Annotated in this window: 26 protein-coding genes; 17 read left to right on the forward strand and 9 right to left on the reverse strand. The window is 44.6% G+C overall.

Annotated elements, in window-relative coordinates; all coding sequences use genetic code 11:
• Positions 1–67 precede the first annotated feature (67 nt).
• The 3 genes from lon (at position 68) to CLV25_RS01740 (ending at position 4,488) form a co-directional block, all read left to right on the forward strand.
• Positions 68–2,524 carry an endopeptidase La gene (lon, locus tag CLV25_RS01730; protein ID WP_131837909.1) on the forward strand — a complete coding sequence of 819 codons (2,457 nt, stop codon included), beginning with the start codon at positions 68–70 and terminating at the stop codon, positions 2,522–2,524.
• Positions 2,525–2,608: 84 nt separating this feature from the next.
• Entirely contained in the window at positions 2,609–3,085 is a 477-nt protein-coding gene (gene coaD, locus CLV25_RS01735; RefSeq protein ID WP_131837910.1) for a pantetheine-phosphate adenylyltransferase, read from the forward strand.
• The gene (locus CLV25_RS01740; protein ID WP_131837911.1) at positions 3,085–4,488 is read left to right on the forward strand and encodes a TlpA family protein disulfide reductase; all 1,404 of its coding nucleotides are present in this window, start codon (positions 3,085–3,087) and stop codon (positions 4,486–4,488) included. The genes coaD and CLV25_RS01740 overlap by 1 nt, the downstream gene beginning before the upstream one ends.
• Positions 4,489–4,610: 122 nt before the next feature.
• Here CLV25_RS01740 and CLV25_RS01745 read toward each other — a convergent pair whose 3' ends face one another.
• Positions 4,611–5,228 (reverse strand): NUDIX hydrolase, encoded by a 618-nt coding sequence (locus CLV25_RS01745; RefSeq protein WP_165876958.1) that lies wholly within the window; start codon positions 5,226–5,228, stop codon positions 4,611–4,613.
• 1 nt (position 5,229) lies between these two features.
• Here CLV25_RS01745 and pyrE point away from each other — a divergent pair, with 1 nt between their 5' ends.
• The 3 genes from pyrE to CLV25_RS16100 all read left to right on the forward strand — a co-directional run bounded on the left by pyrE (position 5,230) and on the right by CLV25_RS16100 (position 6,488).
• Positions 5,230–5,862, forward strand: a complete 633-nt coding sequence (gene pyrE / locus CLV25_RS01750) for an orotate phosphoribosyltransferase (protein WP_131837913.1) — start codon at positions 5,230–5,232, stop codon at positions 5,860–5,862.
• A gap of 6 nt (positions 5,863–5,868) precedes the next feature.
• The gene (locus CLV25_RS01755; RefSeq protein ID WP_131837914.1) at positions 5,869–6,282 is read left to right on the forward strand and encodes a polyketide cyclase; all 414 of its coding nucleotides are present in this window, start codon (positions 5,869–5,871) and stop codon (positions 6,280–6,282) included.
• Between the two features lie 71 nt (positions 6,283–6,353).
• Positions 6,354–6,488: a hypothetical protein gene (locus tag CLV25_RS16100; protein ID WP_262709451.1), complete on the forward strand. Its 135-nt coding sequence runs from the start codon at positions 6,354–6,356 to the stop codon at positions 6,486–6,488.
• On the opposite strand, the gene CLV25_RS01760 is transcribed toward CLV25_RS16100, so the two are convergent.
• Complete coding sequence (locus tag CLV25_RS01760; protein WP_131837915.1) at positions 6,481–7,248, reverse strand: biotin--[acetyl-CoA-carboxylase] ligase; 768 nt, start codon at positions 7,246–7,248, stop codon at positions 6,481–6,483. The two genes, CLV25_RS16100 and CLV25_RS01760, sit on opposite strands and share 8 nt — an antisense overlap.
• 152 nt (positions 7,249–7,400) lie before the next feature.
• Between CLV25_RS01760 and rsfS the strand changes: the two genes are divergently transcribed.
• The 8 genes from rsfS to CLV25_RS01800 all read left to right on the forward strand — a co-directional run bounded on the left by rsfS (position 7,401) and on the right by CLV25_RS01800 (position 14,254).
• Positions 7,401–7,772, forward strand: a complete 372-nt coding sequence (rsfS, locus tag CLV25_RS01765) for a ribosome silencing factor (protein ID WP_131837916.1) — start codon at positions 7,401–7,403, stop codon at positions 7,770–7,772.
• Between the two features lie 103 nt (positions 7,773–7,875).
• Positions 7,876–9,930, forward strand: coding sequence for an ATP-dependent zinc metalloprotease FtsH (ftsH, locus tag CLV25_RS01770; protein ID WP_131838109.1), 2,055 nt, complete (start codon positions 7,876–7,878; stop codon positions 9,928–9,930).
• 76 nt (positions 9,931–10,006) lie between these two features.
• Positions 10,007–10,879: a phosphatidate cytidylyltransferase gene (locus CLV25_RS01775; protein WP_131837917.1), complete on the forward strand. Its 873-nt coding sequence runs from the start codon at positions 10,007–10,009 to the stop codon at positions 10,877–10,879.
• 17 nt (positions 10,880–10,896) lie between these two features.
• A complete protein-coding gene (locus CLV25_RS01780) occupies positions 10,897–11,547 on the forward strand; it encodes a phosphatidylserine decarboxylase family protein (RefSeq protein ID WP_131837918.1) in 651 nt (216 codons plus the stop codon).
• Positions 11,548–11,655: 108 nt separating this feature from the next.
• The gene (locus CLV25_RS01785; protein ID WP_165876959.1) at positions 11,656–12,756 is read left to right on the forward strand and encodes an AI-2E family transporter; all 1,101 of its coding nucleotides are present in this window, start codon (positions 11,656–11,658) and stop codon (positions 12,754–12,756) included.
• Between the two features lie 20 nt (positions 12,757–12,776).
• Positions 12,777–13,127, forward strand: a complete 351-nt coding sequence (locus CLV25_RS01790) for a T9SS type B sorting domain-containing protein (protein ID WP_131837920.1) — start codon at positions 12,777–12,779, stop codon at positions 13,125–13,127.
• Between the two features lie 10 nt (positions 13,128–13,137).
• On the forward strand, positions 13,138–13,677 hold the full coding sequence (locus CLV25_RS01795; protein ID WP_131837921.1) for an O-acetyl-ADP-ribose deacetylase: 540 nt from the start codon (positions 13,138–13,140) through the stop codon (positions 13,675–13,677).
• 46 nt (positions 13,678–13,723) lie between these two features.
• Complete coding sequence (locus CLV25_RS01800; protein WP_131837922.1) at positions 13,724–14,254, forward strand: methylated-DNA--[protein]-cysteine S-methyltransferase; 531 nt, start codon at positions 13,724–13,726, stop codon at positions 14,252–14,254.
• Between the two features lie 83 nt (positions 14,255–14,337).
• Here CLV25_RS01800 and CLV25_RS01805 read toward each other — a convergent pair whose 3' ends face one another.
• Positions 14,338–14,637, reverse strand: coding sequence for a hypothetical protein (locus CLV25_RS01805; protein WP_131837923.1), 300 nt, complete (start codon positions 14,635–14,637; stop codon positions 14,338–14,340).
• Between the two features lie 175 nt (positions 14,638–14,812).
• On the opposite strand from CLV25_RS01805, the gene CLV25_RS01810 reads away from it, so the two are divergent.
• Genes CLV25_RS01810 through CLV25_RS01820 form a run of 3 tightly spaced genes read left to right on the forward strand, consistent with a single transcriptional unit; the run spans position 14,813 to position 17,768 of the window.
• Positions 14,813–15,046, forward strand: coding sequence for a DUF4492 domain-containing protein (locus CLV25_RS01810; protein WP_131837924.1), 234 nt, complete (start codon positions 14,813–14,815; stop codon positions 15,044–15,046).
• 6 nt (positions 15,047–15,052) lie between these two features.
• A complete protein-coding gene (locus tag CLV25_RS01815) occupies positions 15,053–16,612 on the forward strand; it encodes a cytochrome ubiquinol oxidase subunit I (RefSeq protein ID WP_131837925.1) in 1,560 nt (519 codons plus the stop codon).
• Between the two features lies 1 nt (position 16,613).
• A complete protein-coding gene (locus CLV25_RS01820; RefSeq protein WP_131837926.1) occupies positions 16,614–17,768 on the forward strand; it encodes a cytochrome d ubiquinol oxidase subunit II in 1,155 nt (384 codons plus the stop codon).
• A 142-nt stretch (positions 17,769–17,910) separates the two neighbouring features.
• Here CLV25_RS01820 and CLV25_RS01825 read toward each other — a convergent pair whose 3' ends face one another.
• The 6 genes from CLV25_RS01825 to mreC all read right to left on the reverse strand — a co-directional run bounded on the left by CLV25_RS01825 (position 17,911) and on the right by mreC (position 25,134).
• Positions 17,911–18,480, reverse strand: a complete 570-nt coding sequence (locus tag CLV25_RS01825) for a hypothetical protein (protein ID WP_131837927.1) — start codon at positions 18,478–18,480, stop codon at positions 17,911–17,913.
• Between the two features lie 108 nt (positions 18,481–18,588).
• Positions 18,589–19,944, reverse strand: coding sequence for a cyclic 2,3-diphosphoglycerate synthase (locus CLV25_RS01830; RefSeq protein WP_131837928.1), 1,356 nt, complete (start codon positions 19,942–19,944; stop codon positions 18,589–18,591).
• A gap of 413 nt (positions 19,945–20,357) precedes the next feature.
• Entirely contained in the window at positions 20,358–21,776 is a 1,419-nt protein-coding gene (gene rodA, locus CLV25_RS01835) for a rod shape-determining protein RodA (RefSeq protein WP_131837929.1), read from the reverse strand.
• A 4-nt stretch (positions 21,777–21,780) separates the two neighbouring features.
• A complete protein-coding gene (mrdA, locus tag CLV25_RS01840) occupies positions 21,781–23,790 on the reverse strand; it encodes a penicillin-binding protein 2 (protein WP_131837930.1) in 2,010 nt (669 codons plus the stop codon).
• Positions 23,791–23,804: 14 nt separating this feature from the next.
• Complete coding sequence (mreD, locus tag CLV25_RS01845) at positions 23,805–24,314, reverse strand: rod shape-determining protein MreD (protein WP_131837931.1); 510 nt, start codon at positions 24,312–24,314, stop codon at positions 23,805–23,807.
• A complete protein-coding gene (mreC, locus tag CLV25_RS01850) occupies positions 24,304–25,134 on the reverse strand; it encodes a rod shape-determining protein MreC (protein ID WP_131837932.1) in 831 nt (276 codons plus the stop codon). Before mreC ends, mreD begins: the two co-directional genes overlap by 11 nt.
• Between the last annotated feature and the right edge of the window lie 7 nt (positions 25,135–25,141).

Here is a 25,141-nt window from a genome sequence, read left to right on the forward strand (position 1 = left end):
ATACTCCGCAAGAGAAAAACAAGAAAGCAACATGCTGACAAATTGTCGGTAGTCGAATAACATTTGTATGAGTAACAAATCAGATATATCGCTCCAAAACATCCTAATTACGAGCGCTACAGAAGACAACAACGAGTTTATCCCATTTATCGCCAACGACAGCGAGATGCAGATAGACAGTTCAGAAATTCCGAATCCGCTACCAATTTTAGCGTTAAGGAATGCTGTGCTATTTCCTGGCGTAGTAATTCCAATCAGCGTTGGACGTGAGAAATCGCTTAAGCTAGTTCGCGAACAGTACTCCAAGGACAAGATCATTGGGGCAATTTCTCAAATTGATTCGAAGATTGAAGAGCCCAACCAAGAGGACCTCTATAAAATTGGAACCATAGGGCAGATTCTAAAAATCCTAGAGATGCCCGATGGTAGCACGACCGTCATCCTACAAGGAATTAAGCGCTTCGAGCTAAACCAAATTGTAGAAACCGAACCCTACTTTAAAGGCCAGATTACCGAACTTGAAGATGTTGCACCATCATCGCCTCATCACGACTACGATGCAATCGTAAGTTCGGTAAAAGATCTTGCGCTGAAGATTATCAAACTTTCGCCCAATATTCCAAACGAAGCCTCGTTTGCCATTCGGAATATCGACAACCCTTCATTTCTGGTGAATTTTATTTGCTCGAATTCCGACATTACAAACGACGAGAAGCAAAAGCTACTCGACATCGCGTCATTAAAGGAGCGTGCTCTTACCCTACTTCAATATCTCACCAAGGAGATGAAGCTAATCGAGCTCAAGAATGACATTCAGGCAAAAGTAAAGTTCGACCTAGACCAGCAACAGCGCGAGTACTACCTTCATCAACAAATGAAAACCATCCAGGATGAGCTTGGAGGTAGCCCTAACGAACAGGAAATTGAAGAACTAAGAAAAGCAGCCCAAGAAAAGAAGTGGAGCAAGGATACACAAGCACATTTTGAGAAAGAAGTTTCCAAGATAGAGCGCATGAACCCCGCAGTTGCAGAGTACTCTATCCAACTAAACTACTTGCAGCTACTCCTCGAACTTCCTTGGAACGAATACTCTAAAGACAACTTCGACCTTAAAAGAGCGAAGAGAATTCTAGATGAAGACCACTTCGGGCTTGACCAGGTAAAGGAGCGGATATTGGAGCACCTTGCCGTTTTAAAACTAAAGGGTGATCTAAAATCGCCAATTATATGCCTTTACGGACCTCCTGGAGTTGGAAAAACATCGCTAGGAAAATCCGTAGCCAAGGCTCTTGGTCGCGAATACGGTCGAATATCGCTGGGGGGGCTCCACGACGAAGCCGAAATCCGAGGGCATCGTAAGACCTACATTGGGGCAATGCCAGGCCGTATCATTCAAACCATAAAAAAATCGAAGTACGCCAATCCTGTTATTATCCTCGATGAGATTGACAAGATTGGCAAGGATTTTCATGGAGATCCGGCATCAGCACTACTGGAAGTCCTCGATCCCGAACAAAACTCAACATTCCACGACAACTATTTAGAGCTCGACTTCGATTTGTCGAAAGTGCTATTCATAACTACGGCAAACAACATAAGCACCATTGCACCTGCGCTACGCGACAGGATGGAGATGATTGAGGTAAGCGGTTACCTTGCCGAAGAAAAGTACGAAATAGCCAAGCAACACCTTATACCACGTCAGCTTGAAGGACATGGTGTAGATAAATCGCAGGTTAAGTTCCCCAAAAAAGTTCTGGAGCTTATCATCGACGAATACACTCGCGAATCGGGGGTTCGTACACTCGACAAAACCATCGCCAAGGTGGTCCGCAATATTGCCAAGCATATAGCATTCGAAGAGGAGTACAATCCAACGCTTACAACAGAAGAAATTCGCAAAATACTTGGCGTACCCCGCTTTGTAAAGGATATCTACCAAGGTAACGAGTTTGCAGGTGTAGTTACAGGCCTTGCGTGGACCGAAGTTGGAGGAGAAATACTCTTCATCGAAACCAGCCTAAGCCCTGGGAAAGGTTCGCTAACCCTTACAGGTAACCTTGGAGATGTAATGAAGGAATCGGCCGTAATTGCAATGGAGTACATCAAATCGCACAGCGAGGAGCTCAACATCAATCCCGAGATCTTTGACAAGTGGAACGTGCACATCCACGTACCCGAAGGTGCAATACCCAAGGATGGCCCATCGGCAGGCATCACCATGACCGTTGCCCTAACATCAGCCTTTACCCAGCAAAAAGTACGCAAGTCTTTAGCGATGACTGGAGAAATCACCCTTAGGGGAAAGGTTATTGCAGTTGGGGGCATTAAGGAAAAAATTCTTGCGGCAAAGCGTGCTGGTATTACCGACATTATGCTTTCGGAAGAGAATCGAAAGGATATTGAAGAAATCAAGGATGAATACATCAAAGGCTTGAAATTCCACTTCGTCCAAACAATAGACGATGCCCTAGAATTTGCGCTCCTCAACGAAAAGGTAAAAAAGCCCAAAAAGCTTATATAGCCATACACACCTTTAAGTATAGAAAAGTTCGAAGATATCCTTCGAACTTTTTACATTTGCACAGAACACCCCATTAAACTTGAAATGGAAAAAATTGCCGTATTCCCAGGTTCGTTCGATCCCTTTACCGTTGGCCACGAATCAATAGTTCTTCGCGGGCTGAACCTTTTCGACAGAGTTATCGTTGCCATTGGCCACAACACCACAAAGAATAGCTGCTTTAGCGTAGAGCAACGCATTCGAATGGTACAGGAGATATTTGCCGGCACCCCCCAGGTAGAAGTTGTTACCTTCGAAGGGTTAACCGTCGACTTCTGCAAATCCATCAACGCCAAATTTATCCTAAGAGGGCTGAGAACATCCGCCGATTTCGAATACGAACGCGCCATCGGACAAATGAACAAGATGATGGACGACGATATCGAGACCGTATTCCTACTTACATCAACCATACACACCCCAATAAACTCGAGCATAGTCCGAGAGATCATGAAGAATAAAGGCGATGTATCCGCTTTTATTCCAAAATCGTTAGACATTAAGAAATACCTCGAAGAGTAATGGTAAAAAAGGCTCTGCTGCTGCTAACCCTACTTGCAGCCAACGTTGGGTACTGCCAAATGGCACATATAAAGGGCACCGCTCCTTCGTACGCAGGCGATAGCCTCACGTTCCAAACCTATAGCGACCTTATTACCTACAACGAAGAGCCCTTGGGTAAAGTAAAGGTAGATAAGCGCGGGAGCTTTCAGAGCTCGCTAAAGGTAGTTGAACCGACGTTCGTTTTCGTAGTGCTTGGAGCGCAAAAAGGCTACTTCTTTGCAGAACCGGGAAAGGAGTACAACCTAATTTTCCCCCCAAAGGTTCCTAAAACCGAAGAAGAGCGCCTAAACCCATTCTTTAAGGAAGAAACCTTTCATATTGGCATAAGCAGCTGCCCTAGGTCCGACATTAACTACCTAATAAGCCTCTACGACGACCTTTTCAACGAAAAGTTTAACGCGATAGCTCAAGAGTCTTTTAAGACTAAAGGCAAGGTAAAGATCGACTCATCGATATACCAGCTCGATACCATAGGCGCCAAGCTGCAAAACCCATTCTTCGAAGCTTACAAAAGGTACCGCATGGGACTACTGAAGCATCTGGTAATGGTTTACAAGTCGAAAAGCATCTCCGACCAGTACTTCTTAAACCAGCCCATACTTTACACCAACCCGTCGTACATGGAGCTCTTCAACCAGATATACGACCGCTTCTTTCTCTTCTACAATCAGCCATCGAGGGGCGACAACGTTGGCTCCAGCATTAGCGCAGCAAGCCTGTCGCGCCTAAAAAAGGTGCTATCGAAGGATAGCGTACTAAAAAACGACCAGCATCTGGAGCTCGTCATCCTAAAAGGAATTTATGATGGCTTCTACGAGGATAACTTTTCGAGAAAAAACCTGCTAACGCTGCTCGATTCCCTCTACTTCTCCACAACAGTTCCCGAGCATAAAGCCATTGCAACCAACATTAGAGAAAAGGTTATTCGCCTGCTACCTGGCTACTTCCCTCCAGCGTTTAGGCTATACGACATTAACGGAAAGCCCTTCTCGCTAGAGCAGTTCCGAGGAAAGTTTGTTTACCTCAACTTCTGCTCGGTTAGCAGCTACACCTGCCTACAGGACTTTGTGCTGCTCGAGCAAATCCACAAAAAGTACGGCAAGCATGTAGAGATCATATCCATATCCACCGATTCCAACATCGACGATCTGAAGCATTTTCTCTCCACAAAGCCTTACAAATGGACGTTTGTGCACTACGGAGCGGCACCCGACATCATCAACCGATACGACGTTAGAGCGTACCCTACCTACTTCCTGATTAACCCCGAAGGGAAAATGGAGGTTTCGCCTGCACCTACGCCACACGAGAAGCTGGAGATTATGCTCGTAAACCAGCTGCGGAATTGGGACATGCTGTAAAAGGAGCTAGAAGAATGTGGCGGAGCTAGCATAAAAAGAGCCCTTTTCCTCCGCCTCGACTCCGCTCGGCGACCCTTTGTTGGTCGCCGAGCGGAGTCGAGGCGCCAAACGCTTCGGAATACCTAAAGTCCTTTCCCAGCGCTTCTAAAAACCTCCAGTATCGTTTGGTAGGTGCTTTCGAGACAGCCTGACAGATCGTCAGCCGCCACCCAGCGAGCGTCAGTAATCGCCTCCTCGGTTTGGGGGATCAGCGCCCCGCTGCCATCGTGGCGCATCAGGTACCAGTGCGTAGTTTTGAACATGCGCTTGCCGTACATCGCGTAAACGTGGTAGGTTTTGCACAGCTTCGCCTCAACTGTAAGATCCGCGATGCCGCACTCCTCCTCCACCTCGCGAACGGCAGCATCCTCAACATCCTCGCCGCGCTCCACCTTACCCTTGGGCAGATCCCACCTATCGTAGCGGTAGATCATCAGCACCTCGCCGCGAGGGTTTACCACCAAACCACCAGCAGCCTCGATGCCGGTAAAGCAGGCTCGAACCGCCCTAAAAATCTTCTTCTTATCCGCCCCTTTCAGGATTAGCCCAACGATGGAAGGCGTATCATCAAAGTATTTTACAAGATTTGGAATATCTTTGCAGTCGGTTACAAGGATTTGCTCCATCCCCTCGGCGCTGCTAACGGCATGGTCCAATCCGGCAACCCCGATAAACCGATCGTTAAAATAAATTTTCTTCATAATGACTAGCGTTGAAAAAGCAATAGCACAAAGCTTGCTCAAGATTAAGGCCGTGAAGCTAAGCCCCAGCGAGCCCTTCACCTGGGCATCGGGCTGGAACTCGCCCATCTACTGCGACAACCGGGTAACCCTTTCGTACCCCGAAATCCGCAAGCAAATTTACCAATCTTTTGCTCAGCTTATCGCCGAAAAGTATCCCGAAGCCGAGCTAATTGCCGGCGTAGCCACCGGAGCCATTGCCCACGGCGTTCTGGTTGCCGAGGAGATGCAAAAGCCATTCATCTACGTGCGCTCGGCTCCAAAGGGGCACGGGTTGGGCAATCAGATCGAAGGTCAGTACACCAAAGGCCAAAAAGTTGTGGTAGTCGAAGACCTCATCTCCACCGGAGGCAGCAGCCTTAGCGCTGTCGAAGCGCTACGTCAGGCCGGCGTAGAGGTGCTCGGCATGGTGGCCATCTTCACCTACGGCTTTAAAACCGCCGAAGACAACTTCGCCGCCGCCAACGTAAAGGTCGACACCCTAAGCTGCTACAACGCGCTCATCGAGTCGGCCCTCGAGTCGGGCTACGTAAAGGAAGATCAGCTAAACGATTTAAAGGAGTGGCGCATCGCCCCCGACAAGTGGAGAAAGTAAGGAATCATGACAGAAGTAGAAAGCAAAGTAGTAGCCATCCGCAACAGCGCCGAGCTCGTATTCAACGCGCTCTCGGATTTCCGCAACTTCAATGGGCTGGTTAACATGGTGCCCGAAGGGCAAATGACCGACTGGCAGGCCGACGAAAACACCTGCCACTTTAAGGTAAAAGGCTTCGACGTAGGCCTGAAGTTCGTGGAGAAGGAGCCCCACAAAACCCTTAAGCTTACCGGCGACGGCAAAATCCCCTTCGAGTTTTTCTTCTGGATACAGCTCAAGGAGGTAGCCCCCTACGACGTTCGCATGAAGCTCACCCTTCACGCCGACCTCAACTTTATGATGAAGATGATGCTCAAGGGCAAGCTGCAGGACGGCATCGACCAGATGGCCGACCAAATCGCCAAGGCCTTTAGCCGATAGGCTGATGCCGATCGAGCACAGCGCCCTACGATAACGTAAAAAAGGAGGCAACCATCCGTTTGCCTCCTTTTTTGCATATCCTACTCGAGTACGCCATCCATTTTACTGATGTTGCTAGTGATTCTACCGAGTACGCCAGCAATTCTACCGATGTTGCTGGTCATTCTACCGAGTACGCTGGCAATTCTACCGATGTCGCTAGATAATAAACGACACCTCCTTGAAAGCAAACGAGCGGAGCGCCCCCTTCTCATCCTCCAGCACCAGCTCGCCGGTAGGCTCAATCCCCTTTATAGAGGCCATAAAGCGTTCTCCATCGGCCTCAAACCAGAACTTTCCTTGGCTACGGTACAGCGCCCCGAAGTAGTAAGCATCAATATCGGCCAGCAGCCCGTTTCTAAGCTTTGCATACCAGCCATCGATAGCCCCAAGCACAGCCTGAAGCACCTCGTCACGGTTCAGCTCGCCACCTACAACCAACGACATCGATATAGGATTTGGAGCATTGCTGTTAAAGATGTGCTGGTTTACGTTTAGCCCAATCCCCCAAATGCTGTGCGAGAGCTTGCTCCCCATAAGCCCATTCTCGATAAGAATTCCGGCAACCTTAAAATCGCCAACGTAGATATCGTTCGGCCACTTAATTTTTGCCGCTATACCAAATTCCGACAAGGCCTGCACCATACCGTTGGCCACCACCTTCGAAAGGTAGAAATGGTTGGCTATATCCAGGAACGCAGGGTACGTCAAGATCGAAAGCGTAAGGTTCTTCCGCTCTTCGCTCTCCCAGTAGTTTCCGCGCTGCCCTCGTCCTTTTGTCTGAAAGTCTACAATATACACCGTCCCCTCACCATCCTTTTGAGCCAACCCCATTGTAGCCTCCGTATTCGTCGACTCCGCAACGGGCTTGTAGGCAACATTTGCCCCAATTACACCATCATTCCGACTTGTGAAAGTTTTGCTCATGCTTTACATTTTGAGGAACAAAAGTATTAAACTTTATTTTGTTTTTTTTTGTTACTTTGCCGCTTTAAGCGGGATTTCGAAGACACTTCCTGTGCTTAATATTGTTACAAATCAGTACATTTGTACGCAAACTTTATTACAACAGCAGCTTAATGGTAAAGCAAACCAGCGTCAAAAATCAAACTCAAGAATTAGTAAATGCAATCGTTGAGGCCGTTGATGACAAGAAAGGGGAAAACATTGTAAGCCTCGACTTAAGGAAGCTCGATAATGCCGTCTGCCAATATTTCATAGTATGTAACGCAAACTCTACCACACAGGTAGGCGCAATTGCCGATGGTGTATCTGACAAAGTGCTGGAAAAAACAGGCGAAAAACCATGGCACAGCGAAGGGTACGATAATTGCCTATGGGTATTACTAGACTATGGAGACGTAGTGCTGCATGTCTTTCAAACAGAACAAAGAGAGTTCTACAAGCTGGAAGATCTTTGGGCCGATGCAAAAAGAGTAAAACATGGATAGACAAAAAACAAAACCATACGCCAACAAGAGCATAGCAAAGGCATTGCTGCCAATTAGCAGCCGTATAAAGGCCTTTTTTGATACAGATGGGAAGAACAACAACATGGACAATAATAACAAGCAAGGAGGAAACAGCAAGTTCCCTCAACCCAAGTTTAGCATATACTGGATATATGCTATTGTGGCATTAGCCATTATAGGGCTAAACTTTTTCTACAGCGGAGGATCTCCCGTAGAGACAAACCTTCAAAAGGTAAAAACACAAATGCTCCCTAAAGGAGACGTTGAGCGCCTAGACATTGTCAGCAACGATAGGCGCGTAGATGTTTACCTTAAGAAAGGCCGTATAAAAAACTACCAAAAGGATTTTGAGACCAGTTTCAGCTCTCCTTCTAAAAACGGACCCCAATTCTACTTTTCCATTGGATCTCCTGATGAATTTCAGAAGAACATTGAAGAATTCCAGAAAACACTTCCAGCCGGCAATCAAGCCGTTATCACCTTTAACAATAAGAAGGACTGGACTGGCGACATATTCACGCTCCTACTATACGCAGCTTTAATTATTGGTTTTTGGGTATTCATTCTACGCCGAATGTCAAAAGGAGCTGGGGGTGCTGGTGGCAACATTTTTAGCGTTGGCAAATCAAAAGCGCAGCTTTTCGACAAGGAAAACCACGTTAGAGTCAACTTCAACGATGTTGCCGGACTCGACGAAGCAAAAGTCGAGGTAATGGAAATTGTCGATTTCCTTAAGAATCCACAAAAATACACCGAACTTGGAGGTAAAATCCCCAAGGGAGCACTTCTTGTAGGCCCTCCAGGAACTGGTAAAACGCTTTTGGCAAAGGCCGTAGCAGGCGAAGCAAATGTTCCATTCTTCTCGCTCTCGGGATCAGACTTCGTTGAGATGTTTGTTGGAGTAGGAGCATCGCGCGTACGCGACCTCTTCAAGCAAGCAAAGGAGAAAGCTCCATGCATCGTATTCATCGATGAAATTGATGCTATTGGTCGCGCAAGAGGTAAAAACGCCAACTTCTCGGGCAATGACGAACGAGAAAACACCCTCAACCAGCTCTTAACCGAAATGGATGGTTTTGGAACCAACGTAGGGGTAATCATACTTGCAGCAACCAACAGGGCTGATATTCTCGACCGCGCCCTACTCCGCGCCGGACGTTTTGACAGGCAGATCTACGTTGAGCTGCCAGATCTAAACGGACGAGCAGAGATATTCAAGGTACACTTACGCCCATTAAAGCTTGCTCCAGAACTCGACACAAGTTTCCTAGCTAAGCAAACCCCAGGATTTTCGGGGGCAGACATTGCCAACGTTTGTAACGAAGCTGCTCTTGTTGCTGCTCGTAAAAACAAAAAGCAGGTAGATAAGCAAGACTTTTTGGATGCAATAGACCGCATCATAGGAGGTCTTGAAAAGAAAAACAAGATCATTACCGTTGAAGAGAAAAGAACAATTGCTTACCACGAGGGTGGACATGCCACCGTATCGTGGTTGCTCGAACATGCCAATCCGTTGCTTAAGGTAACCATCGTGCCCCGTGGACGAGCGCTTGGTGCAGCATGGTATCTTCCTGAAGAACGCCAAATAACCACTCGCGAACAAATTATGGACGAGTTGGCTGCAACATTAGGTGGCCGTGCATCAGAAGAGATTGTTTTCGGAAAGATTTCTACAGGTGCGCTTAACGACCTTGAACGAGTTACCAAGCAAGCCTATGCCATGGTATCGTACTACGGCATGAACAAAGAGCTCGGCAACCTAAGCTTTTACGATTCAACAGGGCAAAACGAATACATGTTCGGTAAACCTTACAGCGAAAAAACTGCCGAAACGATAGATGCAGAGGTTAAGAGTATCGTAGAAGAAGCTTATCAGCGAGCAAAGAATACCCTCATCGAAAATAGAGAAGGGCTAAATAAGCTCTCTGAACTTCTTTTAGAAAGAGAAGTAATCTTTAGCGAAGATCTAGAAGCAATCTTTGGAAAAAGAAAAGGAGCAAAAGAAGAACTCCTTAGCGTAAAACCCGTTGAAGATAAAAATTCACTCGGAGATATTAGCTCTGCTGCTAATGAGAACGAATCAAAAACGGAATCCGAGACAGACGCAGAGTCTTTAAACAAAGAATCAAACGCATAGTTCGCTCTTTTAGGGCATACAGCTGTAGCTCCAAGAGGAATATGTAGAACAAGTAAAAAGAAAATAGTTAAACGTTTTGAATCTTAACAACTTTACAACCAGAGCTCTTAGTGGAGCCATATTCGTTGCAATTCTTGTATCAGGTATCATTATTGGGTATGAGACGTTCTTGCTCTTAATGCTCATTATTATAGGCCTTACCCTAAACGAGTTTTACATCAACGTAAAAAAAGGAGGCATAGCACCCAACTTCTCATTTGGGCTAATTGCCGGATTGGGTACTTTTATATCCTTTTTCATCTTTGCATTTGGAGGATATCAAGATGTGGTTTATTTAGCGTTTCCCCTACTAATTTATGTTGGGATATTTATTTCTGAGCTATTTAGGGATAAGCCAAACCCCTTCCTAAACGTTTCGATGACGCTACTTGGAGTGTTTTACATAGCCCTTCCATTTGCCATACTCAACTTTCTTGTATTCCTTCAATTCTCAAATCTCGATGGAGTAATTTTTGACTGGTACTACATTCTAGCCCTTTTCATACTAGTTTGGACAAATGACACCTTTGCATACCTAACAGGTATGGCTATAGGTAAGCACAAATTCTTCGAAAGAATTTCGCCAAAGAAGACATGGGAAGGAATTATTGGAGGCATATTCTTTACTTGTGCAATGAGCGTAGGGCTCTACTTTCTGTATCCTTACATCGCTCCACTTGGTAAATTAGGCTTTTCGGGGCTAACTTTAACAGAATGGATTGGACTTGCACTAGTTGTTTCTATATTTGCAGATCTTGGAGACCTAGTGGAGTCGATGCTAAAGCGTAGTCTAAACATCAAAGATTCAGGCAATATCATCCCAGGACACGGGGGTATGCTCGACCGTTTTGATGCAATACTACTGGCAGCACCTGCTGCATTTGTTTACCTGATGTTTATCATTGTTTAATAATTACAAGCACTTACATGCGCATTCACAAAGAAGGACATTCAATGCTCACTAAAACGCTACTGTTGATGGTTGCCGTTTTAGCCATTCTATTCTTTTTTACACCGCTTTACGTTTACGGAGCAAGCATTATCGTATTCGGTCTACTTTATATATTCCTTCTTCGTTTCTTCCGGTTTCCTCATCGTCCACAACTAGCTGATGATGGAGTTCTTTACGCACCTGCCGATGGAACGGTTGTCGTAATTGAAAAAACGTTCGAAGACGAATTCTTTAAAGACGAACGAATACAAGTTTCAATCTTCATGTCGGTTTGGAATGTGCACATCAACTGGTATCCTATAAAAGGGATAGTAGAGTACTTTAGGCACCACCACGGTAAGTTCATGGTGGCATGGCATCCCAAATCTTCTACCGAAAACGAGCGAACTACAGTTGTAATTAACAATGGATCAACCAAGATTCTTCTTCGACAAATTGCAGGGTTACTTGCTCGTCGTATAGTTTGCTACGCAAAAGAGGGCGAAAAGATAGAGCAAAACCAGCAAATGGGCTTCATAAAGTTTGGATCACGAGTTGACATCTTTCTACCTGTAGGAACCAAGGTTGAGGTATCCCTCAACCAAAAAACAGTTGGTAGCCAAACCGTTATTGCAAGACTTAAGTAAGCAAATCCTAAGATAAGCATAAAAAGGGGGCAAATGCTCCCTTTTTATGTATACATGCAATCCCTAAGAACACAGGTTAATTCGTATATTAGCTTAAAATTATTTCTGATGAACAAGCTTGCCAGGTATATTCTCATTGTCGCAGTTGCTTCAATCGTTGTATTCCTACTTTGGTATTTTAAATCGATTGTTGCCTACATCCTCATATCTGCGGTTCTTTCAATTATAGGGAAGCCGATGGTTAACCTGTTAATGAAAATCAAAATTGGCAAGTTTAAGGTTCCGAAATGGCTTTGCGCAGGAACAACCCTCATCCTTATATGGCTGCTTGTTGTCATCTTCTTTAAAACGTTTGTACCACTCGTTGTTAACGAAGCCAACAAGCTTGCAAACGTAAACGTCACCTCGTTGGTAAACGAGCTGTCACCAACCCTTTCGAGCTTCGAAGACGGATTATCCAAATACCTACCAGAAGCAAAAGAGCTTAACCTAGAGCAATCGCTAACCGATCAGGTTAAATCGGCAGTAAGCATTGGTTCGATATCTAGCATTTTTAGCCGATTCACCGAATTTATTGGAAACGTTTTCATTGCGGCCTTTTCCATATCGTTCATAACCTTCTTCTTCCTTAAAGACGAAAGCTTATTCTTTGAAGGGGTTCTGCTAATATTCCCATCTCGGTACGAACATAACGTAAACCGCGCCTTAGATGCCATTACCAAGCTCCTTATGCGCTACTTCATTGGTATTGTTACGGAGTCTATCCTGATAATGATACTGCTAACCATCGGCCTACGAATTATAGGAGTTCCTATCGGACAAGGGCTAGTGATTGGCCTTATAGCTGGGATACTAAATGTGGTTCCCTACATAGGCCCTCTTGTTGGCACCTTTGTTGGTATTTTCCTTACCGTTACAACCAATATTGACGTGCTATCGATGGCGCAAATTAGCCATCTAATCATTTATATAGCCATTGTGTTTGGAGTTGTACACCTTATCGACAACATTGTTTTTCAACCGCTAATCTACTCCAATAGCGTCAATGCCCATCCTTTAGAAATATTCCTAGTAATTCTAATTGCAGGAAGCATTGCTGGAATCATGGGAATGCTACTAGCCATCCCCACGTACACGGTGCTGCGCGTATTTGCAAAAGAATTTTTCAATAACTTTAGAGTCGTACAAAAGCTCACAGAAAACATTTAAAACCTTAAACAACAGGATTTATGAAAAGAGCGTTCCTTGCCCTGCTACTTAGCACGATCCTCTTTGCCTGCTCCAAAGAAGAGGAAACTCAGCATAACGTAACGGTATCGCGAGATGCAACAACCCTGATATATACATTTGATCTATCAGCCATATCGCCAGTACCATCGAACACCTCTTTTGAGCTAAAGATATTCAGCAAAAGCGGGAGCCCTGTATTTACCACCAGCTTTACAGGACTAAAGTACGGCTGGAATGGGAAAACCTCTGACGGCAATGCGGTTGCCGATGGAATGTACACCTATATCATTAAGAACGCTGACAAAACGGTAAATCAGGACGGCTTCTTCTACGTTCTGAGCAAAAAGTAGCCCCCTCATCATGGAAAAGGTTGCAGCAAAGGCTAGGATCAATGCTATCCGAGGTGATATCACAACGGTTGTTGCCGATGCTATTGTCAATGCAGCCAACTCGTCGTTGCTAGGAGGTGGTGGCGTTGATGGCGCCATTCACCGAACAGGAGGACCAACCATCCTTGAGGAGTGCAAAAAAATTGTTGCAAGACAAGGCCCCTGCCCTACCGGCGAAGCGGTAATAACTCCTGGAGGGAATCTTCCTGCCAGGTACGTAGTCCACACCGTTGGTCCAGTTTGGAATGATGGCACTAAAGGAGAGCCAGAAAAGCTAGCCAACTGTTATAGGAATTCGCTCAATCTTGCCGTAGCGTACGGCTGCAAAACAATTGCGTTTCCCAACATTAGCACAGGGGTTTACGGCTACCCTAAGGAAAAAGCAGCCGCTATTGCCATCAATGAGGTTCTAACGCTTCTACAGGAGAACGATAGCATAGAGCAAGTACTCTTTGTTTGCTTTGACGATGAAAGCAAACGAATATACGATCGGATTCTAGACTCCATATAGCATATCACAATACCATACCTCCCTCTTTTTGTACAATCCCACAGCAATGCCGTTAATCGAAATTCAACACTACGAAACCTCGATTGGGGAGCTAATTCTTGGCTCGTTCGAGAATCGGCTATGCCTTTGCGACTGGAGGTATAGAAAGCAGCGAAAGCAAGTTGACGCTAGGATTATGCATGCCCTAGGAGCCAGCTATACCCTGGCCGAATCGGAAGTAATTGCAGCTGCAAAACTCCAGCTAACCGAATACTTCAACAGCAAAAGAGATGCATTTAGCATACCGCTACTGCTAATCGGAACCAGCTTCCAAAAAAAGGTATGGAATGCCCTGCTCCAGATCCCATATGGAACAACAGAAAGCTATTTAGAGCTTTCTAGAAGAATAGGTAGCGAAAAGGCTATAAGAGCGGTAGCTGCCGCCAATGGGGCGAATGCGATTTCCATCCTCATTCCTTGCCATAGAGTAGTAGGATCAAAAGGCGAACTGGTTGGCTATGCCGGAGGAATCCTTGCCAAGCGGGCTCTTCTTACCTTAGAGTATCCCTCCAAGGGCTACCATGGACAGCTCTTTTAGCGTAGTCCAATGCCCAAACGGTATCCCTCCAAATACACAGCATTTTTCGCTCAAAAAAGGGTTATGCTGACAACAGAAAGAACCTAGGCTAGATCAAACATGGTTCTTTCTACTCTAAAAAGAACCTTTTCTACGCTAGAAAGAACCGTTTCTACGCTAGAAAAAACCTTTTCTGCGCTAGAAAGAACCTTTTCTACGCTAGAAAAACCCTTTTCTACACTAGAAAGAACCTTTTCTGCGCTAGAAAGAACCTTTTCTACGCTAGAAAAACCCTTTTCTACACTAGAAAGAGCCTTTTCCGATCCATTATAATCTCTTTCTACGCTAAAAAGAACTCTTTTGGGAACAGAAATGGCTGTTTCTACCGTAGAAATAGATTGCATTGTGCACCATTACACCTCAAACAGCAAGGTATCCCCAAAGAGCGGAGCATTCAAGGGAAATACGGATTCAACAGATGCCTAGCGTCTTTGCCCGCCTACAAATATTCTATAAAATGTGCCATAGAAATAGATCCATTATACTATATTTAACCAAAAGAAACTTAACGCTGCCAAAATGGAAGACAAGCAAAGGAAGACGGTGCTGCATAAAGTTTTCCAATTCTACTACGAAGGCTTTAAAAGAATGAGACTTGGACGAACGCTTTGGGCGATTATACTCATAAAGCTGTTTATCATGTTCGCCATTCTCAGGGTGTTCTTCTTTCCTAACTTTCTCAAAAAGAACTTCGACTCCGACAAAGAACGCAGCGAATACGTAATAGAACAACTAACCACACCTAAAAAATAGAATGCTATGGAGCAGATGGACTTGTCCCTTGTAGACTGGTCGCGGGCACAATTTGCCCTTACCGCTATGTACCATTGGATTTTTGTACCGCTCACGCTTGGATTGGCGTTTTTGATTGCCATTATGGAAACCTTCTACGTTAAAACCGGCGATGAATTTTGGAAGAAGACAACTAAGTTCTGGATGACCCTCTTTGGAATCAACTTTGCCATTGGGGTTGCTACGGGCATCATCCTAGAATTTGAGTTCGGCACCAACTGGTCCAACTACTCGTGGTTTGTTGGGGATATATTTGGAGCGCCTCTCGCCATCGAAGGCATAATGGCATTCTTTATGGAGTCGACCTTTATTGCCATCATGTTCTTTGGCTGGAATAAGGTAAGCAAGAAGGCACACCTTGCTGCGAGCTGGCTTACCGCCATTGGAGCCAACCTATCGGCACTATGGATTCTAGTTGCCAATGCATGGATGCAGTACCCAACAGGGATGCGCTTTAACCCCGACACGGCACGAAACGAAATGGAAAACTTTTGGGATGTGCTCTTCTCGCCCGTTGCCATCAACAAGTTTCTCCACACCGTAACATCGGGCTACGTAACTGCTGCTGTTTTTGTACTAGGCGTAAGCAGCTGGTACCTTCTAAAAAAGAGAGAAACCCTACTCGCCAAGCGCAGCATCGTTATAGCCTCCGTTTTTGGTCTATTGTCATCCCTTTTCCTTGTTATGACAGGCGATAGCTCTGCTAAACAAGTGGCCGAGAAGCAGCCTATGAAGCTAGCGGCCATGGAGGGCCTCTACGATGGAACGACCAATGCTGGTCTTGTAGCCTTGGGCGTTCTTAACCCTCAAAAAGAGGCTGGAGACAAGCGGCCGGCATTCCTATTCAAGGTTGAAATTCCGAGCGCTCTATCCATTCTTAGCTTTGGAAGCTCGAGCGCCTATGTTCCAGGTATAAATGACATCCTTAAAGGAGGATACATGTACACAAATACAGATGGCAAAAGTGAAATTGCAAAGCCAACGGCTGCCAGAATTAGCGATGGGAAAAAGGCAATCGCCGCATTTGGGAGCTACCAAACAGCAGCTAAAGCGGGGAATCGTACCGAAGCATCGCAGCATCTTGGCGTGCTTAACGACAACTTTAAAAGCTTTGGATACGGGTATCTAACCCATCCAAAAGATATCATCCCCAACGTACCGCTAACCTTCTACAGCTTCCACATAATGGTTACCCTAGGGTTCTTCTTTATTGCCCTTTTTGTGGCTTCGCTCTTCTTTGCCTTCAACGATATGCTCACAAAACATCGCTGGTTCCTATGGATCTCGCTATTGAGCACCCCCTTGGTTTACCTTGCAGGGCAAACCGGATGGATCGTTGCTGAAGTCGGCCGCCAACCGTGGGTAATACAAGACATAATGCCATCGGTAGCGGCAGTATCGAGAATAGATACCAGCTCGGTTATGGTAACGTTTATGCTATTTGTCCTAATATTCACGATGCTCCTCATTGCAGAGATCGGTATCATGCTAAAACAAATCAAAAAAGGTCCCGAAGGAGAACATTAATATGGAATACACACCTACACTACTACAGGAATACTGGTGGTTTATAGTTTCGCTACTAGGTAGCTTGCTCGTATTTCTACTTTTTGTCCAAGGAGGACAAATGCTCCTATTTAGAATAGGGAAAACAGCAGAAGAAAAAACGATGATCATTAACTCCCTAGGACGTAAATGGGAGTTTACCTTTACAACCCTGGTAACGTTTGGAGGCGCATTCTTCGCTTCGTTTCCACTCTTCTACTCCACCAGCTTTGGAGGAGCATACTGGGTTTGGATGGCAATCCTATTCCTATTTATAGTACAGGCAGTATCGTACGAGTACCGAAAAAAGCCAGGGAATCTATTAGGGTCCAAAACGTACGAGGTGTTTCTATTTTTAAACGGATTTGGAGGGACATTCCTACTAGGGACAGCAGTAGCAACCCTATTTACAGGGGGCAACTTTTACGTCAATAAAATGAACCTTGCTTCGGCAGGAAATCCCATCATATCGAGTTGGGCTAATCCGTGGCATGGACTAGAGGCCGTTGCCGATTACCGGAATATTCTACTAGGATTGGCGGTTTTCTTTCTGGCCCGCATTCTTGGGGCTCTTTATATTATAAATAGCATAGAGCACGAGACAATCTTTACAAGAGCGCAAAAGCTCGTACTACACAATGCGGTTCCCTTCCTACTCACATTTGTAGGATTTCTCATCTCCATCTTCCTAAGCGATGGTTTTGCCATAAACCCTGCAACAAGCAAGGTATACCTGCTAAAGTACAAGCTCTTTACAAACCTCATCGAGATGCCTGTACTACTTGCACTTCTACTAGCAGGTGTTTGTCTTGTTATTTGGGGCATAACCTCAACAACGTTGAGCGCAAAACGAAGCACAAAAGGGATTTGGTTCTGTGGATCGGGTACTATTCTAACGGTTCTATCGCTGTTATTGAGCCTTGGCTACAATAACACAGCCTACTATCCTTCTCAAATAGACCTCCAGAGCTCGCTAACGATTGTAAACAGCTCATCAAGCACCTACACGCTTACGGTTATGAGCGTTGTGTCAATACTCATCCCGTTTGTTCTTGCCTACATTTGGTATGCTTGGCGAGCTATGAATAGGAAAAAGGTAACATTAGAGGAGATGAGCAAGGAAACGCACACCTACTAAAATCAAACAACCATGAAGTACTTAAATGAAATACTTTGGCTACTTAGCCTACCGCTGCTTATCTACATAAGCTACAAGCTAAGCGAGCTTGCAATAAAGAAGCATAAGAAGATAGAAAAAGAATAACCTCCGATTTTTGATTTTATCGGGTATAAGCCTCGGCAACTACGGTAGCCGATGGATCGTCACCATATCCACGGGTAAAGCTAACCTTTTTAATAAGAAGAATCTTTACTCGTGGATCGTTTTTGTAGGCCCGCTCCTTTAAGTCAATAATGGCCATCCGTTGAAGGAACTCGTTGGAATAAACTTGCCGCAGAGAGCCGGTGTAGTAACCTTCAACAATTGCAAACTGGCGGTACACCTGAACATCTTCTTCAGAATAGGTTACCCTTATTTTTGAGGCTCCTTCGCTCTCCTTTTTAGCCACAATGGGGTTCGAGAAATTTTCGATGCGCCCATCCTTATATAGAATTGCAGCCACCTCGCTTTTCTCAAGCTTCTGCTTCATTCGTTCTCCCTTAAGGCTGAATACAACGTACTTTCTATCGACCTTACGGATACTAACCTTAAGCGTATCGCCCATTACTGTCGCAATCATATCAGAATCGACGTATTTAGGCGCAGCAGCATCTACAGAGTTCTGCCCTTTGAGTAGAAGTCCGGTAAGCAAGAAAGCGGCCAAAAGCGCTAAGCGTAACAGGGTATGCATACGAAGAAATTTGCATAAAAATAGAAAATATTAGGTAAAAACATTCTTGTTTTCAAAAAAGGAGCAACCAACGGCTGCTCCTCCTATTGATACAAAATAAGAATGCTCCTACTTGCTGGCCATCTTTACGCCCACCCTGCTGGCAACAAACTCGCTAAGCACGCCATCTAGGTCGGGCTTACCAATTTCTGCCAAATCGTAGAATACGCGAGCACAAGGCTTTTTAATGTCAATAATGCGCTGTAGATCTATAGGAGTACCAATAATCACGGTATCGCAATCTGTACTATTGATCGTTTTCTCGAGGTCGTGCAGCTGCTGCTCGCCATACCCCATTGCTGGCAACACACAGCCTATATTCGGATAGATCTCGTAGGTTTCTTTAAGCTTACCAACCAAGTAGGGACGAGCGTCAACTTCCTGCGAAGCCCCAAACTTACGTGCAGCCACAGTTCCCGCTCCAATCTTCATCTCGCCATGAGTTAGCGTTGGACCATCTTCTACGATAAGGCAACGCTTTCCGCGGATTAATTCTGGTTTATCAACCTGAATAGGAGATGCAGCATCTACCACAATAGCGTTAGGGTTTACCTTACGGATGCTCTCTCGTACCGTCTGAATTCCTTCGGGAGATGCCGAATCCATCTTGTTTATAACTACAGCATCCGCCATCCTAAGGTTTACCTCACCAGGATAGTAGCTCAGCTCGTTCCCAGGACGGTGGGGATCGGCCACAGTTATCGTAAGGTCGGGCTTGTAGAAGGCAAAGTCGTTATTGCCACCATCCCAGAGTATAACGTCGCAACCATCAGGATCATTCTCGGCCGCGCGAAGTATGGCCTCGTAGTCTACCCCTGCGTAGATAACATTACCACGTACAACATGAGGTTCATACTCCTCCATTTCCTCTACGGTACACTTGTGCTTTTTCAGATCTTCAACCTTAGCAAAACGCTGAACCTTTTGCTCCACAAGATTTCCATAGGGCATTGGGTGACGAACAGCAACAACCTTCAAGCCTTTAGCCATTAGGTACTCAACTACCTTCCTCGATGTTTGAGATTTTCCGCATCCCGTACGCGTGGCAACTACTGCAATAACCGGCTTTGTACTTTTAATCATCGTATCCTTTGGTCCTAAAAGCATAAAGTTTGCCCCATTTGCGTTAACAAGGGCGCTCATGGCCATCACTCTCAAATAGGGAACATCGCTATAGGAGAACACGCAATCGTCTACCTTTAAATCCTTGATTAGCGAAGGAAGATCCTGCTCTTGATAAATAGGAATTCCGTTAGGATAAAGTCTCCCTGCCAATTCAGATGGATACATTCGACCATCAATGTCTGGAATTTGAGCAGCAGTAAAAGCAACTACATTATACTGCTCGTTTTCGCGAAAGAATGTGTTGAAGTTATGAAAGTCTCTACCGGCGGCGCCGATAATTACTGCATTTCGTTTGATCATGGTTAAGACCTCCTTTTCTTTTGATGTAAGTTTTAAACTAAGCTTAAATATAATCTTTTTTAACTTTAAAAATGTTTTTTACTATTTTTTTTTGATCAAACGGCAAACTTATCCATTTTTTCGCCACAATGACGTTAGATAGAAGGGGTATCCTGCCACTGCGTTCCCTAATTCGACCTCTACCGCTATACTTGCTTCTCCGTATTATAGTTCGATTGCATACGTAAAGTAAAGACCGTTCCTCCAAAGGAGAGGTGTCAAGACATGAGGTTGAGCCGAAGACAGCATAAACCAGCAAATTCCCCCTATATCAAGCCGTATGAAAGGATGCGACACCAGCGCCTACAAGCAGCAAACATCAGAGTGCAACAAGAAATTGCCCATTGACGAATAGGTTCAGAAAAAGGAACGTTTTACTCGAATCGAGAGGAATCGAACTTTAGAAGAATAAATAGGAGCATGGAGAACGACCACAGCGACGATCCCCCATAGCTAATAAAAGGTAACGGAATCCCGATTACAGGCGCCAGACCAATTGTCATGCCCACATTAATGGCAAAGTGAAAGAAAAAGATGGAAAGAACTCCGTAGCCAAATATTCGGGCAAACGATTCGCGCTGCCGATCGGCAATAAGCATAATCCGGAAAAGCAGCAACGTAAATAGCCCCACAATAACGGCAGATCCGACAAAGCCCCACTCCTCTCCAATGGTGCAAAAAATAAAGTCGGTGCTTTGCTCTGGAACAAAGTTGTACTTAGTTTGGGTACCCTGCAAGAATCCCTTTCCAACAAAGCCGCCCGAACCAATGGCTATCTTACTTTGATTTACATTGTACCCCCATCCCAACGGATCGCTTTCGATGCCCAACAGGTCATTGATGCGTTTTTGCTGGTGAATTGCCAGCACCTTATTAAAGACGTAATCGACAGAATAGTTAATACCTATGGAACCGAGTAATATCACTACAATAACCCACAAGCGCTTGATATGCCTAGCAAAGCCTACCACAAGCATTACCAGAGCAACCAGAACTGTCGAACCTGCTATAAAGTAGTAGAGATCAACCTCAGCGCCAACCTGAAGCGCTAAAGTGTACCCCAAGGCAGACAATCCGGCAACAATTAACCCAAGGAAAACCGCAGTTTTCATTCGGCGATAGGCATAGCCCGCAATGGCTAGCGCCGTTACGGCAAGCGCCATCACCACGTACACCTTGTCGAAAAGCAGCGAAAAGATAAAAAGTACGGCAGCAGATATAGTAACGGCGAGCACCCAACCCGGCATACCCTCCTTATAGAATAGCAGAATTAACGAGCAGTAAACCAGCATCGACCCCGTATCGTGCTGAAGCATGATGAGCAGTACGGGAGGAAGCACTACTGCAGCAGCCTTCAAGTAGCCTCTAAACGTATTCAGAACAAAGTTGTACGAGCACATCACCCGAGCAAGTAGAAGCACGGTAGAAACCTTGGCAAACTCTGCTGGTTGGATTCGCAATCCCCCCAACTCGAACCAGCATCGCTGGCCATTCACCTCCTTACCCGCAACAAGAACCAGAATCAGCAAGAATATAGTAAACCCATAAAATATTTCCGAGAATGCGTAGAATAAGCGAGTATCGAGCAACATTATCACCGAAGCAATAACAAGCGCAGCAGCAATCCATAAAAGCTGCATACCGTACTTTTGCGAGAAGTCAAAAATACTTGCATGCTCCTCGTTATAAACAGCAGCATAGATGTTAATCCACCCAAAGAAAACAAGGAAAAGGTATATCAGTATCGTTACCCAATCAAGCTTTCCAGTTGTTGTATTACCACTATTTCTCACGCTTCTACTTATTATTAGTTGATGTACGCTTTATGCTAGGAAACACTCCAGGCTTTTTCGATTCACCTTTGGGCATTTTTCGACGATCCTCTGAAGACGAGGCTGCAGGCCTCGCCGCATTTTTCAGCGAATCGGACTTTGCCTTCTTCGCCCTTTCCTTTGCCTCCTTGGCCGCCTTTTGTGCTGCAAATACGTATTTTAGTTCAGTTGTAAGATCCATATTCACTATACGATCCTCTAGAGGTTTTCGTGTAACGGAATCCTTTAAATACTTTTCAATCATAAGGCTCGCGATAGGCGCAGCATAGGTTGCCCCAAAACCGGCATTCTCTACATACACTGCAATTGCAATTTTAGGATTATCTTTTGGAGCAAATGCAACAAAAACAGAGTGATCCTTCTTTGTTCCTGTAGGGTTCTGTGCAGTTCCTGTCTTTCCACAAACCTCAATACCTGGGATGTCGGCTATACGAGAGGTCCCTCCTGTAACAGACATTCGCATCCCTTCAACAGCTACATTAAAGTAAGATGGGCTTATCCCTATATAGTTTTTTGTTCTAAACCTCTTATCAATCTGCTGCCCTTCTATATCTTTCACAGCATGAGGAATGATGTAGTATCCCCTATTAGCAATTGTTGCCACCATATTAGCAATTTGAATAGGAGTTGTCCCTAACTCGCCCTGTCCAATTCCCATCGAAACAATTGTATAGCCATTCCATCTCCCGTTATGGAGTTTATCGAAATATTCGGGCTTTTTCACTATCCCCGTTTTCTCGTAGTTTAGGTCCGTATTGAGATGCCTTCCAAATCCAAACTGGGTTAGGTAGTTTTTCCACACCTCGTAAGCTTTATGCGGCGAACCATACTTGGGGCTATTGATAATATTTACGTACTCTCTACTAAAAAAAGTATTACATGAAACCTGAATGGCACCATACACATTAACTGGAGATGCATGAGGGTGACATTTTAATACACGCCCACCATAGGCAAATCCACCACCGCAGCCATAAGCGGTGTGCTCATCTATAATACCTTCCTGCAAACCTATTAATGCATTAACCAGCTTAAAGGTTGATCCAGGAGGATACATTGCTTGAGTTGCACGATTAAACATCGGGTTAAGCGGATCGAGCGCAAGTCTTGCCCAATTTTTTCTTCGGTTGCGCCCCGTCAGATCGGTAGGATCATAATCTGGACCCGACACCATTGCCAATATTTCTCCAGAAGATGGTTCAATAGCAACAATACTCCCCACCTTATTAGACATCAACCTCTCTCCATACGCTTGCAATTTGGCATCAATCGTGGCAACAATATTTTTACCAAGTATTGCTAAAGTATCAAAGCGCCCATTTTGGTATGAGCCCTTAATGCGATTATGCACATCTACCAGCGAAATGGTAACCCCCTTACGTCCTCGTAAAACTTCTTCATAAGCCTTCTCAAGACCAGCGATTCCAATATAATCGCCCATTTTATAGTAAGGATCTTTCGAAATAATCTTATCGTTAACTTCTCCTACATACCCCAATAAATTACCAGCAATCTTCAATGGATAGGTTCTCAAAGTACGGGGCTGAACATAAAACCCAGGATACTTATACAAACGCTCTTGAAGTTTTGCATAGGTAAAAGCAGAAATCTGCTTTGCAAACACATATGGACGATAGTAAGAATCTTGCTTTGCTAATTTTAAGGTTTCCCTAATCTGCTCAATCGGAACATTTAAGATTGCAGACAACTCTGTAGTATCAAACGCCTTTAACTGCTGAGAAATTACCATCAAATCGTATGCCGCTTCATTACAAACTAAGAGTTCTCCATTCCGGTCATAGATTAGCCCTCGAGATGGGTATTGAGTAATGTAACGCAGCACGTTATTGGATGCTGTTACCTTATATGAGGGATCTAAAACTTGTATATAAAAAAGACGAAGGGTAATTACAACTGACACTACGACAATCATAATTGCAAGTACGTACTTCCTGTTGAAGCCACCGATAATCATTACTTAAAAAACTCCTATTTCTGTTTTGAAAATGCGTATTCGGTAAGTATAACAAAGAACAAGGTTAGCACGCTGCTAAGTAAAATCCTTATAATAGTTGTTCCGTAATTTTCGAAAGTGAAGGACTCCAGCGTAAATAAAACCCAATGGTGAATAACGATCAAAAAACCGGAATAGCGAACAAACCAAGCCAGCCCATAGGTTGCTATAGTGGGAACAAGTTCTTGCTCAAAGTCTTCGCGCGAGGTAAAAATCGAAAGAACATAAGGTCGAAGGTAGCCTATTAACGTACATGCTGCTGAATGCAGTCCCAACGTTCCTGACAACAGGTCTATTGTAGCGCCTAAAACAAACGAAAGCAACAGCAGCAATGACTTGTTGAGGGTAAAAGGTAGTATCAGAATAAAAAGAACGTAAACATAGGGGTTCATGTACGTATTAAGCTCGATATTATTAAAAACGAACTGCTGCACAAGAACAAGCGCAATAAAAATAAAAGTATACTTTAAAAGATTATTCTTCATTGGAAATAGCGCTTTCTATTGTTTCTTTTTCGGTCTTTCTAAAGTCTGAGATTACATGAACATAGCGCAATCTTTTAAAGTCGCATTTCAAACGCACCTTCAGCTGAAAGAAGTTCCCTCCCTGAACTTTATAAGAATCAACAACTCCAATGAAGACTCCTTCTGGAAATATCGTGGAGTAGCCTGTGGTTTCAATCGTATCGCCTATTTTGATCTTTGCCTGCTGGGGTATGTCGGAAAGATTCATAAACCGAGCATCTTTGCCATCCCAAGAAAGAGATCCAAAATAGCCCGAACGCTTAAGCCTAGCACTAACCTTAAAGTTTAGGTTAAGCATAGACACTACAGTCGCATAATTCTTAGAAGTCGATAAAACAACCCCAACTATACCATCGCTTGAAAGAACCCCCATCTCTGGACGAACGCCTTGCCCCCTCCCCCTATTTAGAGTAATGTAGTTGTGCTGCTTGCTAGTGGAGTTGTTAACAACATCAGCCATTATGTAACTATACCTAAGTCCACGTGTAGAGTCAATGCTGGACTTCTTAACCAAAGTATCTTTTGACAGATACCAGTCTAACTGATTTTTAAGCCGTGCGTTCTCTTCTGCCAAAGAGGCGTTTATCTCCTTAAGATGAAGGTACTGCAAAAAACTAGTGATATGACCATTAATAACGTTGGTCATATCACTAGTATAGCTTACAACTTTTGCTCTTTGAAAGTAGGATCCATTTACCAACAAGGAAAAAGATAAAACCTCAAATAGCAAAAAAAGAAATATTACTTGATACTTTATTAAGAACCTCAGCAAATTACCCATAGCTCAG

Source organism: Acetobacteroides hydrogenigenes, assembly GCF_004340205.1.
GTDB classification, from domain to species: domain Bacteria; phylum Bacteroidota; class Bacteroidia; order Bacteroidales; family ZOR0009; genus Acetobacteroides; species Acetobacteroides hydrogenigenes.